This is a genomic window from Paenibacillus sophorae, from assembly GCF_018966525.1.
In the GTDB taxonomy this organism is placed as follows: Bacteria; Bacillota; Bacilli; order Paenibacillales; family Paenibacillaceae; genus Paenibacillus_AQ; species Paenibacillus_AQ sophorae.
In genome coordinates this window covers 4,680,600-4,696,685 of sequence record NZ_CP076607.1, presented here as the reverse complement: position 1 = coordinate 4,696,685, position 16,086 = coordinate 4,680,600, and the positions used below count along the sequence as shown (strand labels likewise).

The following is a 16,086-nucleotide window of genomic DNA, read 5'->3' as shown; positions in this document are numbered from 1 at the left end:
AAGCGAGCCTGAAGTTGCATAGAGTGAAGGAAAGGGATTGTCCGTATCAGCGGCAAAGCATACGGGCATCGGATTTTGCACGGGTCAAAAGTTCTTCACGGGAGGCATGCAAAATGATCTTTTCCGTACCCAAAGCGCTTCGACGGCTCTGTTACATTGTGATATTTGTCGCATTGAGCTGCCTGTTCTATAATATAATGGACCTGCTTCACAGCTGGATCAATCCCGTACCCGATCCGGACATACCGGAAGGCTCGGCGGTTCGGGCGTTTCACGAGATTCAGCCCGGGGGAGAGGCAATGAATCCGGGAGAAAGGCTTCGCCTGTACTATTGGTACGGGGAGTGAATCCGCTTCGGGCAGGAATAGTTACAAATTATGTCGAATGAAATGTTTAGAACGGGAGTTATTCCGGTGACTGTAAGTTTGCGCGGCGTGGCGCCTTTTGCGCCGAATCTTTGACCGCATCTATGCGGCGTGCTGTGGTGGGAGCGTGGACTAATGAAGTCACACTTGCAGGCCTTTTTGCAGTACCTTTCCCGTGAAAAAAACGTGTCGCCCAGCACCCTGGAATCCTACGGACGCGATGTTTCACAGTTTTTGGACTATGCCGCAGGGCGGGGCGTCCTAACTGCGGACGATATCCGAAAGCCGCTGATTACGCTCTATCTCGGCGGGCTTAAAGCGGCGGGCCGGGCGGCGGCGACCATTAACCGGAACAAGGTCTCGCTCCGCGCCTTTTTTCAATTTCTGCTAAAAGAAAGGCTGATCACCGTGGATCCGACGCTTGAAATGGAAGCGGTGAGGTCTGAGAAGAAGGCTCCGATGGTACTGAGCGTTGAAGAGGTGGAGCGGCTGCTGGCAGCGCCCGATCTCTTGACTCCGCACGGGCTGCGTGACAAGGCGATGCTGGAACTGCTGTATGCGGCCGGAATCCGGGTATCCGAGCTGATTATGCTTGATGTTGGCGATGTGAAGCCCAGCCTGGGATTTGCACGGTGCTCCGGCTTCGGCGGCAAGGAACGGGTGGTGCCGATTGGGGTCATCGCGTCGGAATGCGTGGAGGCTTATACCAGGGACAGCCGGGACAAGCTGCTGCGCGAAGACAAGGACCAACCGGCGCTGTTTCTAAATAGTCTAGGCGGCAGGCTTACCCGGCAGGGCTTCTGGAAAATAATTAAAAAATACGCGAGGGAGACGAATATCCGGCAGGATATTACGCCGCATACGCTGCGGCATTCGTTCGCCGCCCATCTGCTGGAAAGAGGGGCCGATCTGCGCTCCGTGCAGCAGATGCTCGGACATGCCGATATCTCTACGACGCAGATGTATAGCGGCATCGCCCGCGCAAATATGAAGGAAGTTTATGAAAAGCATCATCCCCGGGCGCGGTAATGTCTTTTTCCGGGGAAACATATCAATCATTACCATTACTTACGCTAAAGGGAGCGTGGACGAAAGTGTCCTCTTTTAAACGGATTTGCTTTATTGTACTTGACAGCGTCGGCATCGGGGAGGCTCCGGACGCCGCCGGCTTCGGCGATGCGGGCGCGCATACGCTCGGCCATATTCTGGAGCGGAACCCCGGGCTGAAGCTGCCGAATATGCAGCGTTTGGGCCTGGCGAATATCGCCCCGCTGCCGCCGCTAGAGCCGGCTTCGGCACCGGAAGCCTATTATGGAAAGATGCAGGAGGTTTCCGTTGGCAAAGATACGATGACCGGCCACTGGGAACTGATGGGCCTGAAGATCGAGACGCCGTTCAATACGTATCCGGACGGATTTCCGGCGGAGCTGATACAGAAGTTCGAAGCTGCCACAGGCCGCAAGGTGCTTGGCAACAAACCGGCCTCTGGCACCGAAATTCTTGTGGAATACGGCGAAGAGCAGATGAAGACGGGAGCATGGATCGTCTATACCTCGGCGGACAGCGTATTTCAGCTGGCTGCGCATGAGGAGATCATTCCGCTGGACGAGCTGTACCATGCTTGTCATATCGCCCGCGAGCTGACGATGGCGCCGGAATTCTCAGTGGGCCGCGTTATTGCCCGGCCCTATGTCGGTGAGCCCGGAAGCTTTACCCGGACGCCGAACCGGCATGATTATGCAGTGAAGCCGCCGGAGCCGACAGTGATGAACGCGCTGGCAGATATCGGCAAAGATGTAATCGCCGTTGGCAAGATCAACGATATTTTTACGGGCGAGGGCGTGACGGCTTCTTATCCGACCAAGAGCAATGAACATGGTATCGAAGTGACGATTGAACAGCTTCGTGAGCCTTTTGACGGGCTGCTGTTTACGAATCTGGTCGATTTCGATTCCCTCTACGGACACCGGCGCGATCCGGAAGGCTACGGCCGTGCTCTTGAGGTGTTCGATAAGGCACTGCCGGATATTATGTCCGCCTTGGGCGAGGATGATCTGCTGATTGTGTCCGCCGACCACGGCAATGATCCCGTACACAGCGGAACCGACCATACCCGTGAATACGTGCCTCTGCTCGTATATGGTCCGAAGCTTAAGACCCCAAGCAGTCTTGGCGTTCGCGCAACCTTCTCCGATGTGGCGGCGACAATCGCCGAGAATTTCGGAGCGGCGGCGCCGCAGTACGGGACCAGCTTCCTTGGAGAGCTGAAGTAATCCGCCGGACGGGCGGCATCGATTTTTTTGGAATCTGCATCATAATTACGCACACGCCTACATTTAAGGAGGAGCATACATGACGAACACAGTAAGCCTCAGCGCGATTCAGGAAGCAGCAGGGTACATCAAGAGCAAAGGGGCGGAAGCGCCGGAAATCGGGCTGATTCTCGGCTCCGGCCTCGGCATTCTGGCTGATTTGATCCAGGACGGGATTAGCATTCCTTATCAGGACATCCCCCATTTTCCGGTGTCCACTGTGGAAGGACATGAAGGGGAACTCTTGATCGGCACGATTGAAGGCCGCAAGGTCGTGATGATGAAAGGCCGCTTTCATATGTATGAGGGCTACGGACCGGAGACGACGGCGTTTCCTGTCCGCGTGATGAAGGAGCTAGGCGTGACCAGCCTGCTCGTGACCAACGCCGCCGGCGGAGTGAATACGGATTTCTCGGCGGGAGATTTGATGCTCCTCACCGACCATCTTAACTTGACCGGCCGCAATCCGCTGATCGGACCGAATGATGCCAAGCTTGGCGTGCGCTTCCCTGATATGTCCGAGTCGTACAGCCGCCGGCTGATCGCTGTGGCGCGCGAAACGGCGAAGGCCCAGAACTTCACGTTCAAGGAAGGCATCTATGCGGGCCTGCTCGGGCCGTGCTATGAGACGCCTGCCGAGATTGTCATGCTGCGCCGCCTGGGCGCCGATGCGGTCGGCATGTCCACCGTATCCGAGACAATCGTCGCCCGCCATGCCGGTATCGAAGTACTCGGCATCTCCTGTATTACGAACATGGCCGCGGGCATTCTGGACCAGCCCTTGTCCCATGATGAGGTCATGGAGACGGCTGAGCGTGTGCGTGAGCGCTTCTTGAGCCTTGTGCTTGCTCTAATTCCGAATATGTAAAAGGAGGAATCTACAATGACACAATCCGCAAACAACGCATCAGAGGCCGCTTACGGCGTACAAGTAAAGGAAGCCGCCGCCTATGTCGAGTCCAAGCTGGGGGCTTATAAGCCGGTCATCGGCCTGATCCTCGGTTCCGGCCTTGGCGATCTGGGCGACCAGATTGAGGATGCCGTATACTTGCCTTACGAAGAGATTCCTCATTTTCCGCGCTCGACGGTGGAAGGACATGCCGGACGATTCGTCATCGGCAAGCTGGAAGGCAAGGACGTTATCATCATGCAGGGACGTTTCCACTATTATGAAGGCTATGCGATGCGCAAGGTTGTGCTGCCCGTATACGTTCTGGCCAAGCTCGGCATCGGCACGCTCGTTATCACCAATGCGGGCGGCGGCATGAACCGGGCGTTCAAAGCAGGCGACCTGATGCTGATCACCGATCATCTGAATATGACGGGTGACAATCCGCTGATCGGACCGAATGATCCGGAGCTTGGCGTGCGTTTCCCGGACATGTCCCGCGCCTACGACCCGGAATATATCGCGCTTGCCAAGAAGCTGGCGCCGGAAATCAAGGGAGAGGACGGAGACAGCCTGAAGCTTCAGGAAGGGGTATACGCAGGCATTAGCGGCCCGACCTATGAGACGCCTTCCGAGCTTAATATGCTCGCGCTTCTCGGCGGCGACGCCGTCGGCATGTCGACTGTTCCCGAAGTGATCGCCGCGAGTCACAGCAGACTGAAAGTGCTGGGCATTACCTGTATTACCGACATGGCGATCGGCGACGAATTGGAGCCCTTGACGCATGAGCAGGTAGTCAAGGTTGCGAATCTGACCAAACCGAAGTTTATCGGCCTCGTCCGCGCTTTCGTGCGCGAGGTACAGATTTAATATGCGGGCGATCGACATTATCCATAAGAAAAGAGACGGAGGCGAGCTGAGCCGCGAGGAAATCTCTTTCCTCATCCAAGGCTACAGCCGCGGGGAAATACCTGACTATCAAATGTCCGCTTGGGCGATGGCCGTCTATTTCCAAGGTATGAACGCCCGCGAGACCGGTGATTTGACCCTGGAAATGGCCAAGTCCGGCGACCAGGTCGACCTTAGTCCGATCGCGGGCATCAAGGTGGACAAGCACTCTACCGGAGGCGTGGGGGATAAGACGACCGTCGTTCTAGCTCCCCTAGTGGCATCGGCTGGCGTGCCGGTCGCAAAAATGTCCGGGCGCGGCCTCGGCCACACCGGCGGCACGCTGGACAAGCTGGAGTCCATCTCCGGCTTCTCCGTCGAGATGGACCGCGAGCGCTTTTTCGCCCAGGTCGGCGAAATTGGCGCGGCGGTTATCGGCCAGTCCGGCAATATTACCCCGGCTGACAAGAAGCTGTACGCCCTGCGGGATGTGACAGCTACAGTGGAATCCATTCCGCTCATCGCCAGCTCCGTCATGAGCAAGAAAATCGCCGCCGGCGCGGACGCGATCGTGCTTGATGTCAAGACCGGCAGCGGCGCGTTCATGAAGACGCTGGATGATTCCATCGCGCTGGCGCAGGCGATGGTCGATATCGGAACCCAGCTTGGCCGCAACACGGTCGCCGTCATCAGCGACATGGACCAGCCGCTTGGGTACGGCATCGGCAACGCGCTGGAAATCAAGGAAGGCATCGAAACGCTGCGCGGCAATGGTCCGAAGGACCTCACTGAAGTATGCCTTATCCTTGGCAGCCAGATGCTGGTTCTCGGCGGCAAGGCGAAGGATACGGAGGAAGCTCGCGCGATCCTTCGTGAGCACATCGCGGACGGCAGCGCGTTTGAGAAGCTGAAGGAGATCGTCGCGGCCCAGGGCGGGGATGCGGCCCAGATTGAATCGCCTTCGATGCTGCCCGCCGCCCGGAAGCAGGTAGAGGTTAAAGCGGCAGCAGATGGCCATATCGAAGCGATCCAGGCCGAGGAAATCGGCATCGCCGCCATGCTGCTCGGCGCGGGACGGGAGACTAAGGAATCCGTCATCGACTTGGCCGTCGGCATCGTGCTGTCGAAGAAGGTTGGGGACGCCGTCTCCGCCGGAGACATATTGGCCGTCCTGCATGTGAACGACGCTTCCGAGAGCAAGGTAAAGGAAGCCGAGGACAAGGTGCTTGAAGCCTACCGCATTACGGCTCAGCCGGTAACGCCGCCGCCACTCGTTTATGCCATCGTTACAAAGGATGGCGTAACCCGGTATTAATGGAGTATACTGGGATTGATTGTATTTCATGTGGTGGAGGAGAAGGAATGAGCCAAGCGTTTAAATTGTTGGATCCGCAAGAACTGACGGATAATGTGTTCAAGTTAATTGGGCAAGACTGGATGCTGATCACGGCTGGAGGAGCGCAGCGGTATAACACGATGACAGCCAGCTGGGGCGGACTCGGCATCCTCTGGCACAAAAACATCGCTTTTTGCGTAGTAAGGCCAACCCGCTATACTTACGAATTCATGGAAGCCGCCGACACGTTCTCTCTGTCGTTTTTTACGGAGGAATACCGGAGTGCGCTGGAAATCTGCGGAAGCGCTTCGGGAAGAGATACGGATAAAGCCGAGGCTGCGGACATCACTCCTGTGGAAGACACGCCGGGGATTGTATATTTCCAGGAAGCCAGACTTGTGCTCGAATGCCGCAAGCTCTACTATCAGGACTTGGACCCGGCTAAGTTTCTGGATGAAAGCATTCATCAGATGTACCCCAAAAAAGATTACCATCGTTTGTATGTTGGAGAGATTACGCAGGTCCGGATCAAGGAATAAATTCGATTGACGGATTATTCTTGACCCGGCAAGGACGGGGGTATCCCATAAGTCATTTCTACTATGGCTTATGGGATACCCCCGTTTTTTCATAGGTCAATCATTGGAACTTCTGCCTTCCAAGCCAGTTCCTCTGTAAGCAGTTCCTCTTCAACCATCCGCATCATACGGTACGCTCCCATGCTTTTGTTGCAGGTTACGGCCAGCGCGAGGCCGGGCCCGGGATAGAAGGCGGAGCGAAAGGAGACGCCCGGATCGGATCCCATAATATGGTATTTTACTGATATGTCGTCCCGTTTCGTAATCCAGATGCCATAGCCGTAATATTCACAATCTTTATCGGCGATCTGCGGGGACAACAGGCATCCGAGCAGATCCGCCCCCAGCAGGCCGCCGTTCATTAAAGCATCCCAGAATTTAAGCATATCCGGGGCTGCCAGGAATACGCCGCCATCCGCGCCCCCTTTGACGGGAATAGAGTAGATATTGCTTCTCCACGTACCGTCCTCCTCATCAATGTAGCCTGTTGCCGTATCCGCCGGCAGCCTATCCAATGGATAGTAACCTGATCTTGTCATCCCGCAAGGCTGGAAAATCCGGCTTTCTACATAATCGGCAAATGGCATGCCCGATTCCCGCTCAATAACAAGCCCAAGCACGATGTACCCCGCATTATTATAGTGAAACCGCCCGCCCGGAGTGAATTTTATCGGCAGATCCCGGATTAGTGGTACAAAATCCCCGAGCGTCCTAAGCCTATACATCGGGTGCTTCTCCCACAACTGCTCGAAATCGTCCATTACTTCTTCATCGAAATAGTCGCTGATCCCGGAGGAGTGGGTGAGCAGATGGTGGATCGTAATCTCTTTATTGAAATGGGGAAAATCTTCCTTCAGATTGAGGTAGTCCCCGATCCGTCCGTCAAGCTTCAATTCGCCTTGTTCCGCAAGCTGACAAATGGAAAGCGCCGTAAACAGCTTGCCGCCGGAAGCGGTCCCGAACGAAGTGCAGGCTTTATTCGGAATCAGGTTCTCTCTTTGTGCGAAGCCATACGGCAGTACAAGCGGGTCGCACCAGGGCATTTTTAGCGCAACGGTCCCCGAAAAACCGATTTCCTCCGCCGCCTTGTTCAGTGTGTCCGTTAATTTGTGAGTCTTCAACATTTTTCCTCCATACTATTTTTTTCAATCAATGTATATAACAGGATCGAGCTGGTTTTCCTTAAAAAAATTCCGCCTGTACAGCAAATAATCCTGCTTGCCAGCAAAATTATGGAATATTTCCGCCCTTTTCTGACGAAACTGGAACACAGTACCTGCGATAAGAAGGTTAACGTTCAGGAGGGGAACTTTGATGACAAAATTTCGCTTATGTTTGCTGGCGTTGTGCATCGTCTTTAGCGCTGTGAGCCCGGTCACCGCGGCGTTCGCGGAGGAAAAGGGGCAGAAGTCCGGCGGTGCCGCCAAGGCGGCCGATCTGGCGCCGCAGGCGCGCTCGGCCATTCTGATGGATTCCGGGACCGGCACCGTCATTTACGAGAAGAACAGCCATGATAAGCTGCCTCCGGCGAGCATCACGAAGATTATGACGATGCTGCTCACCGTTGAAGCGCTGGATGACGGACGGCTGAAGCTGACCGACAAGGTCCGGACAAGCGATTACGCCGCGTCGATGGGGGGCTCGCAGATTTTTCTGGAGCCGGGTGAAGAGATGACTGTGGACGAGATGCTGAAGGGCATCGCGATGGCTTCCGGCAACGACGCGTCCGTGGCGATGGCGGAGAAGCTCGCCGGTTCGGAGAGCGCTTTTGTCGACCTGATGAACAAACGGGCGGAGGAGCTCGGCCTGAAGGATACGCATTTTGCCAACTGCAATGGGCTTCCTGCCGAGAACCACTATTCCTCTGCCCATGACATCGCGGTCATGAGCCGCGAGCTCCTGAAGCATGACCGGATTATCAAATATACCGGTTCCTACCAGGATTATCTTCGTAAGGACTCGGAGAAGCCGTTCTGGCTCGTAAATACGAACAAGCTGGTGCGCTTCTATACCGGGGCGGACGGGCTGAAGACCGGATATACTTCGGAGGCCAAATTCTGTCTGTCGGCAACCGCGTCAAGAGACGGGCTGCGGGCAGTCGCCGTTGTGCTGGGAGAGCCCAATACAAAGACGCGCAACAGCGAGGTCTCGGGCATGTTCGACTTCCTGTTCTCGCAGTACAAAGTCCATACGATTCATAAGGCCGGTGACAAGCTGGGCACGCTCAAGATCGGGAAGGGCGTCAAGGCCGAACTGCCGATCACAGCGCAAGAGAACTATACTATTTTACTGAAAAAAGGAATTACCCAGGAAGGTGTCCGTCATGAAGCCGTCATTCTGGACAATGTCAAGGCTCCAATATCCAAAGGCCAGACGATCGGCAAGCTGGTCGTTTACCAGGGCAATACGGTAGTGAAGCAGTATGAACTGAAGGCGCCCGAGGAGATTGCCAAGGCCGGCTGGTGGAAGCTGTTCAAGCGGACGGCGGGCTCAATGTTCAAGGTGAACTGACGGACGAGCAGCGCGTAACACTGCGGAACTCGTCTTCCCATGCTTAACCGGACATGAGGCGGTTTTTGCCGGCTTGTCCCGATCCTTTTGTAGAACGATGAGAGTTTTCTTCTAGTTTTGTCGTGAGGCAGGAATCGCTCTCCACCGCGTAGAAATCGTTGTCCTTGAAGACGTTGTAAGCTGCCAAAGGCCGTTTCAAAGCAACGAAGAGGAGAGTGGCGAAATGAATTCTCATGTGCAGTTGGAACATCACAGGGGTGTGCTGGTCGTTCGTCTGACCGGGGAGCTGGACCATCACGCAGCCGATTTTGTGAGAATGGACTTGGATGAAGCGATTCTGCGGAAGCAGGTGGAGCATCTTGTACTGAACTTGAAGGATCTTCAGTTCATGGACAGCTCGGGGCTGGGCGTTATTCTGGGACGGTACAAGCTGATTCGCGGCAAAGGCGGAAAAATGGTCATCTGCGATGCCAATCCGCCGGTCAAGCGGCTCCTGGAAATGTCGGGTCTGCTGAAAATCATGCCGCTGTATGAGGATGAGAGCGCAGCGCTTTCGGATTTGGAGGTGGCGTTATGACACAGGAACAATCGGAAAATTACATGAGCGTCCAGTTTGCGGCGCTGTCGGAGAATGAGTCGTTCGCGCGCGTAGTCGTCGCGGCTTTCGTCTCCAGGCTCGATCCGACTCTGGATGAGCTGAACGATCTGAAGACGGTTGTGTCGGAGGCGGTCACCAACTGCATTATTCACGGCTATGACAGCGATCCGTCGGGGATTGTATACATCTCTGCGGTTATCAAAGGGGAGACGGTGCATCTTGTGATCGAGGACAAGGGTAAGGGCATCGACGATCTGGAGCTGGCGCAGCAGCCGCTGTACACATCCAAGCCGGAGCTGGAGCGTTCGGGCATGGGCTTTACCATCATGGAGAACTTCATGGACGAATTTGAAGTCACCAGCGAACCCGGACAAGGGACCTCAATCCATATGAAGAAGACGATCGTCTCAAAAAAAGCTTTATATAATTAGGGGATGGAGCCATGGATGCAGAATCAAAAAAAGCTCCGCAGACCTATTTGGACGATGCGGAGGTCAAACGGCTGATCGCGCTCAGCCAAGCCGGTGACACGACTGCCCGCGACACGCTGGTAAGCTGCAATATCCGGCTTGTCTGGTCGGTGGTGCAGCGGTTTATGAACCGGGGATACGAGCCTGACGACCTGTTCCAGATCGGTTGTATCGGTCTGCTGAAGTCCGTGGACAAGTTCGATCTCAGCTATGACGTCAAGTTCTCGACCTACGCCGTGCCGATGATTATCGGCGAGATCCAACGGTTCCTGCGCGATGACGGTACCCTGAAGGTCAGCCGGTCGCTTAAGGAAATGGCCAACAAGGTTCGCAAAATGAAGGACGAGATGTCTAAAACGCATGGCCGTCTGCCGACAATCGGCGAGGTGGCGGAGGCGCTGGGCGTCACGCCCGAAGAAATCGTCTTCGCCCAGGAGGCCAACAAGCCGCCGACCTCGATCCACGAGACCGTGTTCGAGAATGACGGCGACCCGATTACCCTGATCGATCAGATCGCTGACGAGTCCCAGGAGAAATGGTTCGACAAGCTTGCGCTGAATGAAGCCATCGGTTCCCTGACCGAGCGTGAACGGTTGATCGTCTACCTTCGCTACTACCGCGACCAGACCCAGTCCGAGGTTGCAAGCCGCCTTGGCATTTCCCAGGTCCAGGTGTCGCGGCTGGAGAAGAAGATTTTGCAAAGTATCAAGGAGCAGATTGCGCAGTGAATGGTTACCGAACGGACAACCCGTAAGAAGAAGCCTTGGCTAAGGCTGCTTTTTGCGGGTTTTGTTTTTCTGATGCTGAATTTAGTAGTGGACAGTCGCAAAAACATAATTTACAATGGGTGCATATTTGAAAATATAGGATAAATTATAAATATTTTATCAATATTTTTAAGGAGATGAGGGTGTTGGTCGGTATTTATGGCGTGAAAATCCCCAAGTCACCAGGAACAGATTATCATGAGGTACTGAATCGTCTGTCGGAAGAGAGGAGAAACCGTACGCTCCGCTTTTCCAGAAAGGATGACCGTATCCGAAGCGTAGTAGCGGAAGCCTTGATTCGAACCTTGTTCCTTCGAGAACATAGAGTTGACAACGAATCTCTTCGGTTCACGGTTAATCGGTACGGCAAACCTTTTCTTGTCGCATATCCGGATTATCATTATAATCTATCGCATTCCGGAGACTATGTTCTTTGCGCCGTTGACCAGCATCCTATAGGAATCGACATAGAAGAGATCAAGCCTATAGACCTAACTATAGCCGACCGCTTCTTTTCCGGCAGGGAGAACAAAGAAATAAAGGAAATACCCGAAGATAGGCGTAACGATTATTTCTATCAATTGTGGACCGCCAAGGAGAGCTATATCAAGTTTAGAGGTAAAGGACTGTCCATGCCGCTCAATTCTTTCTCTATCCGGATTGACGATAACGGTATTGAGCTGTCCGAAAAAGACGGCTTTCCGGTCAAAGAACCGGATTGCTATTTCAAAGCGTTCCATCTCTTCCCCCAATACAAGGTCACACTATGCTCTGAAAACCCAAATCATCCCGAAGAGATACAAAGGATCGATTGCCTTGAACTATTCAAGGAATTTGTTGAGGTATCGGGAGGGAATTATGCAACGCGTTAAACTGCTGTGTTTTCCTTATGCTGGAGGCTCAGCCTCATCGTTTAACACTTGGCGCAAATTTATTGATCCTTCCATCGAATTGATTCCAGTCGAGTTGGCGGGAAGGGGAAGAAGATTCAAGGAACCGTTCTATGAAACTTTCGATGAGGCGGTTCAGGATGTTTACCAGCAAATCAAGGCTTACATAGAGGATGGCTGCTATGCATTATTCGGACATAGTATGGGCAGTTGGCTGGCCTATGAAGTTTATTACGCAATTCGGCGCGCAGGAGGAAAGCATCCGCTGCACCTCTTTGTGTCAGGCAGACAAGCGCCCCAACTAGAATCAGAAACGAATTATTCAGGTATGGCTGACAGTGACTTTATTAATGTCCTTAGGGCATTTGGGGGGACACCCGATGATATTCTTGATAATCCCCTTATTCTTGATGTAATTCTGCCTATAATAAAAAACGATTTTCAAATTATTGAGAACTATAAATTTGTAGAGAAAGATGAGTCTATTGCCTGTGACATGACGATATTAACGGGCAGAAGCGATAGTAACATCAGATTCGAGGATTTGCTTTTATGGAAAAATCTCACTGATTGTTCCTCTCCTATTTACGAAATGAACGGAGGACACTTCTTCATTACTGAATATCCGGAAGAAGTGACAAAGGTCATTAATCAGGTTCTATCAGCTAAATCCTTTAACTCTTCCGTGGGTCGTACTGTCTGAATATTTTTCTCGCATTCGTCATGTTTTTCCTCTCCCATGTCAGGCATTGAAAATAGACTTCATGATATGATAGAGGGGAAAATATAAAAAAGGATGGAGTGTGGTTACATGCAAGAGGAACTGGCAAAAGCGCTAAATGAGCAAATGAATTTTGAGTTTTATTCGGCGCATGTGTACTTGGCGATGGCGGCGTATTGTTCCGGCGAAAGTCTGGACGGGTTCGCGAACTTTTTTCTGATTCAGGCGGAAGAAGAACGTTTCCATGCGATGAAGATCTACAAATTCCTGAACGACCGGGATATCCGGGCTACGCTGGCGGCACTGCCGGAGCCGAAGAATGAATATGCTTCCGTTCTGGAAGCTTTTGAGGCAAGTTATGCTCATGAGCAGAAGAACACCAGCAAATTCTACCATCTGGCCGATCTGGCGCTCGATGCGCGCGAGCATGCCACGATCTATTTCCTGAAATGGTTCATTGACGAGCAGGTCGAGGAAGAGGCGCTGTTCAGCAGCATTATTCAAAAGCTGAAGCGGATCGAGAACGACAGCAATGCTTTCTTTATGATGGATGCGGAGTTTGCTGCCCGCACATTTACTCCTCCGGCCGAGTAAATCCGGCGACCCAATATCTGAGGGGTACATACTTAAATCAATCAAGCCCGAGCCCGAGTGCTCGGGCTTTTTGTGTTGCCACAAGGGGCTGTTTTCGGATACAATTCTAACGATAATGATTATCAATATCAAATATTTAGAGGAATTTATATATGTACTCACTGGAGGAGAGCGATGGGACATCAACCGGACTTATACGATGTAACGATTATCGGCGGGGGGCCTGCCGGTATGTATACGGCTTTTTATAGCGGCATGCGTGACCTGAAGACCAAATTAATTGATGCAAATCCAGAGTTGGGCGGTAAAATGCTCATATATCCCGAGAAGGTCATTTGGGACGTAGGCGGTGTCACGCCTGTACTTTGCAGACAGCTAATCGATCGGCTTAAGCAGCAGGCGGCTACCTTCGATCCGGCCATTGTGCTGGGGGAGCAAATTATCGCGATGGACCGGCAGGAGGATGGGACTTATCTATTGACCTCCTCGGGGGGTAACCTCCATTGGACCCGTACGGTAATTCTGTGTATCGGATACGGGATTCTGAAGATGGACAAGCTGGAGATTGAAGGAGCGGACCGATATGAGATCTCGAACCTGCATTATACCGTTCAGGAATTGGAGCCATTCAGAGGCAAGCATGTGCTGATATCCGGCGGCGGCGATTCTGCGGTGGACTGGGCAAACGCGCTGGAGCCGGTGGCGCAGCGGGTTACCATCGTGCATCGGCGCGAGCAGTTCGGCGGACATGAGAAAAATATTGCCAACATTAAAGAGTCCTCGGTAAATGTGCGCACGCCTTATTTGGTGAGCCAACTGCACAGCGCCGGGGGTGAACGTATAGAGGAGGTTACCATCTGTCATGTGGATACCGGAGAAACCGAACGGCTTAAGGTGGACGCCGTCATCGTCAATCACGGGATGAGATCCGATTTCGGACCCGTGCGGGACTGGGGGCTGGACATGGGGGAATGGACTGCGAATGTCAACGAAAAGCTCGAAACGAATCTGCCCGGCGTGTTCGCCGCGGGGGATTTTGTCAGCTATGGCAGCAAGGTGAGGCTGATTGCCGGTGCATTTACGGACGCGGTATTGGCTCTGAACAGCGCCAAGCTGTACCTTGATCCGGAAGCCCCGAAGGTCGCCTACGTCTCTTCGCACAACGAACGCTTCAAAGAGAAGAACAAGGCGCTGGGCCCACTGGAATAATCGGCATAGGTTGACAGCCCGCAGGTTATTCGCTAAGTGAGAGGAAGGCTGCACTGCCCTTATTGGGGAGGTACAGCCTTCCACCTTATTGCAGCCTGTTCGCCTGGGGCGGAAGTTCCGGGGGGGAGATACAGCATTCTAACGGGCAGGATTCTGCAATAACCCTTCCAATTCGCGTTGTAATTCTTTGCTTATTGGTCTCATCGGTAAACGAAGGGTGTCCGACGACAGGATACCTTGATTAGAAAGGACCCATTTTAAGGGGGAGGGGTTTGACTCTTGAAAAAGTCCTTTGATCAAAGGAACCAAGGAGTCGAACGCCTTTTTCGCCTGGCCAAACTCACCCTGATTGGCAAGCTGGTACACTTGCAAGAAATGGTCTGTTTGGATATTCGCTGAAGCCAAAATGCCACCCGAGGCCCCATGTTCTAACATGGAATAAAAATGAAGGTCATCCCCGCATAGTATAGGTTTTGTATCAGATATGGCAAGTTCGGAGATAAGATCGATGCCACCGGAACTGTCTTTTAATCCGATAACGCCATTCAAATCCAAAATTCTTCTTACCGTATCCGTGGATAAACGAATGCTCGTGCGCGAGGGGATCTCATAAGCTATTACTGGGACTCCGACTTGTGCCGCCCTACGGAAATGTTCAAGTACACCGTCTTGTGGGGGTCGATTATAATAGGGCGTTACAACGAGGACAGCATCCGCCCCCAGCTCTCCCGCCAGTTCCGTCCGTTTCACAGTAGATGCGGTGCTATTTGTTCCTGTGCCTATGACTACGGGTATCCGTTTATGAAGTTTGTTCAAGCAATCTTTCGTCATTTGCACAAGAGCCGTTACTTCTTCCCAAGATAAAGTCGGAGATTCACCCGTGGTACCATTGATCACCAAGCCTTGGATGTTATGGCTCAATAGCTTTTCCAAATAATGCTGGTATGAATCCAAATCTAACTCTTCGTTAGGTAAAAAAGGTGTAACGGTTGGCACATAAATCCCCAATAAATCTCGTTCATGCAGCATTGCCTTATCCCTCCCAATATTCCTTATGATTTTACTTATGCTCAGTCCAGCGTAACGATGCAAATTCAGAAATTAGAGCAAGTTTATGGAGTAAAGCTGTTTGAACGTTATGGAAAAAGTCTTCGCCTTACTTCCGCAGGGGAAGAACTACTGAAAATTGCTGTTCAGATGCTCAATCTTTATCAGCAGTCGAAGGAAGCTCTGACCCTCCAGGGAGGAGGCACTCTTACTATAGGAACAATTGATTCGCTGGCTTCTTACTATCTCCCCTCTTTGATTCAACATATTCGCCAGCAATATCCCACTCTTACTATTAGGCTTCAGCCGGATCGCGAAACATCCATTATAGATAAGGTCAAGGAAGGTGAATTTGATATTGGGCTTCTGCTTGAAAGTAAGCCATCTGATCCGGCTTTACAGTGGGTAAAAATCAGAGAAGAACCACTGGTTCTAATTGCAAGTCCCCAGCATCCTTTATCAACTCTCGATACAATAAAACTCGACCAACTTCATGATGTGGAATGGATTATGACTGAGACAAGCTGTAACTACCGGATTATGTTAGAAAGGGTTCTTCGGGATCAAAAAATTCCGTATAGGGTCGGTTTGGAATTAGGGAACCCTGAAGCGATTAAACGTTGCTTGATGGCAGGCTCCGGTATTTCATTACTTCCACGAATGGCAGCTCACGAAGAGATTCAACGAGGGGAATTAGCCGTCCTTCCATTTACTCATCCAGACATTAGGCTGGACTTGCAAATGGTTATTCACCCTAAGAAATGGATTTCCCATTCACTAAAAGATTTTATTGAACTGTTAAAATAACGGAACACGAAAGCTGAACAACTTAAGACCACGAGGCTAACGCGGAAAAGAATCGGTAGCCTCGTTCCGTTAACATCAGCGGTTGGGCGCGGGGATCTAAGCGG

General features: G+C 52.5%; 18 protein-coding genes. 16 read left to right on the top strand and 2 right to left on the bottom strand.

Translation table 11 applies throughout. From position 1 onward, the window contains the following. Nucleotides 1-113 precede the first annotated feature (113 nt). From KP014_RS22760 to KP014_RS22730, 7 genes are all read left to right on the top strand, one after another. A complete protein-coding gene (locus KP014_RS22760; RefSeq protein ID WP_036594985.1) occupies nucleotides 114-347 on the top strand; it encodes a DUF4227 family protein in 234 nt (77 codons plus the stop codon). Nucleotides 348-500: 153 nt separating this feature from the next. Then, a complete protein-coding gene (xerD, locus tag KP014_RS22755; RefSeq protein ID WP_036594983.1) occupies nucleotides 501-1,394 on the top strand; it encodes a site-specific tyrosine recombinase XerD in 894 nt (297 codons plus the stop codon). 65 nt (nucleotides 1,395-1,459) lie between these two features. Continuing rightward, a complete protein-coding gene (deoB, locus tag KP014_RS22750) occupies nucleotides 1,460-2,638 on the top strand; it encodes a phosphopentomutase (protein ID WP_036594992.1) in 1,179 nt (392 codons plus the stop codon). Between the two features lie 79 nt (nucleotides 2,639-2,717). Next, the gene (locus KP014_RS22745) at nucleotides 2,718-3,545 is read left to right on the top strand and encodes a purine-nucleoside phosphorylase (RefSeq protein ID WP_090834164.1); all 828 of its coding nucleotides are present in this window, start codon (nucleotides 2,718-2,720) and stop codon (nucleotides 3,543-3,545) included. 15 nt (nucleotides 3,546-3,560) lie between these two features. Beyond that, nucleotides 3,561-4,436: a purine-nucleoside phosphorylase gene (locus KP014_RS22740; protein ID WP_036602004.1), complete on the top strand. Its 876-nt coding sequence runs from the start codon at nucleotides 3,561-3,563 to the stop codon at nucleotides 4,434-4,436. A gap of 1 nt (nucleotide 4,437) precedes the next feature. Then, nucleotides 4,438-5,769: a pyrimidine-nucleoside phosphorylase gene (locus KP014_RS22735; protein WP_036602002.1), complete on the top strand. Its 1,332-nt coding sequence runs from the start codon at nucleotides 4,438-4,440 to the stop codon at nucleotides 5,767-5,769. 47 nt (nucleotides 5,770-5,816) lie between these two features. Beyond that, a complete protein-coding gene (locus tag KP014_RS22730; protein WP_036602000.1) occupies nucleotides 5,817-6,329 on the top strand; it encodes a flavin reductase family protein in 513 nt (170 codons plus the stop codon). An 89-nt stretch (nucleotides 6,330-6,418) separates the two neighbouring features. On the opposite strand, the gene KP014_RS22725 is transcribed toward KP014_RS22730, so the two are convergent. After that, entirely contained in the window at nucleotides 6,419-7,492 is a 1,074-nt protein-coding gene (locus KP014_RS22725; RefSeq protein ID WP_051500520.1) for a serine hydrolase domain-containing protein, read from the bottom strand. Nucleotides 7,493-7,682: 190 nt separating this feature from the next. Here KP014_RS22725 and KP014_RS22720 point away from each other — a divergent pair, with 190 nt between their 5' ends. The 8 genes from KP014_RS22720 (at nucleotide 7,683) to KP014_RS22685 (ending at nucleotide 14,128) form a co-directional block, all read left to right on the top strand. After that, complete coding sequence (locus KP014_RS22720; protein ID WP_036601998.1) at nucleotides 7,683-8,879, top strand: D-alanyl-D-alanine carboxypeptidase family protein; 1,197 nt, start codon at nucleotides 7,683-7,685, stop codon at nucleotides 8,877-8,879. Nucleotides 8,880-9,102: 223 nt separating this feature from the next. Further along, a complete protein-coding gene (gene spoIIAA / locus KP014_RS22715) occupies nucleotides 9,103-9,456 on the top strand; it encodes an anti-sigma F factor antagonist (RefSeq protein ID WP_036601996.1) in 354 nt (117 codons plus the stop codon). Next, on the top strand, nucleotides 9,453-9,908 hold the full coding sequence (gene spoIIAB / locus KP014_RS22710; RefSeq protein WP_036601994.1) for an anti-sigma F factor: 456 nt from the start codon (nucleotides 9,453-9,455) through the stop codon (nucleotides 9,906-9,908). Before spoIIAA ends, spoIIAB begins: the two co-directional genes overlap by 4 nt. An 11-nt stretch (nucleotides 9,909-9,919) precedes the next feature. Continuing rightward, a complete protein-coding gene (gene sigF, locus KP014_RS22705) occupies nucleotides 9,920-10,675 on the top strand; it encodes an RNA polymerase sporulation sigma factor SigF (protein ID WP_036601992.1) in 756 nt (251 codons plus the stop codon). A gap of 185 nt (nucleotides 10,676-10,860) precedes the next feature. Beyond that, a complete protein-coding gene (locus KP014_RS22700) occupies nucleotides 10,861-11,586 on the top strand; it encodes a 4'-phosphopantetheinyl transferase family protein (RefSeq protein ID WP_051500519.1) in 726 nt (241 codons plus the stop codon). After that, nucleotides 11,573-12,307 (top strand): thioesterase II family protein, encoded by a 735-nt coding sequence (locus KP014_RS22695; RefSeq protein ID WP_051500518.1) that lies wholly within the window; start codon nucleotides 11,573-11,575, stop codon nucleotides 12,305-12,307. The genes KP014_RS22700 and KP014_RS22695 overlap by 14 nt, the downstream gene beginning before the upstream one ends. A gap of 108 nt (nucleotides 12,308-12,415) precedes the next feature. After that, a complete protein-coding gene (locus tag KP014_RS22690) occupies nucleotides 12,416-12,919 on the top strand; it encodes a ferritin (RefSeq protein ID WP_036601990.1) in 504 nt (167 codons plus the stop codon). A gap of 174 nt (nucleotides 12,920-13,093) precedes the next feature. Further along, entirely contained in the window at nucleotides 13,094-14,128 is a 1,035-nt protein-coding gene (locus KP014_RS22685; RefSeq protein ID WP_036601988.1) for an NAD(P)/FAD-dependent oxidoreductase, read from the top strand. Nucleotides 14,129-14,266: 138 nt separating this feature from the next. On the opposite strand, the gene dapA is transcribed toward KP014_RS22685, so the two are convergent. Further along, complete coding sequence (gene dapA / locus KP014_RS22680) at nucleotides 14,267-15,157, bottom strand: 4-hydroxy-tetrahydrodipicolinate synthase (RefSeq protein ID WP_036602023.1); 891 nt, start codon at nucleotides 15,155-15,157, stop codon at nucleotides 14,267-14,269. Between dapA and KP014_RS22675 the strand changes: the two genes are divergently transcribed. After that, nucleotides 15,149-15,982 carry a LysR family transcriptional regulator gene (locus KP014_RS22675; RefSeq protein WP_090834166.1) on the top strand — a complete coding sequence of 278 codons (834 nt, stop codon included), beginning with the start codon at nucleotides 15,149-15,151 and terminating at the stop codon, nucleotides 15,980-15,982. The genes dapA and KP014_RS22675 overlap by 9 nt on opposite strands. Nucleotides 15,983-16,086: the final 104 nt, after the last annotated feature.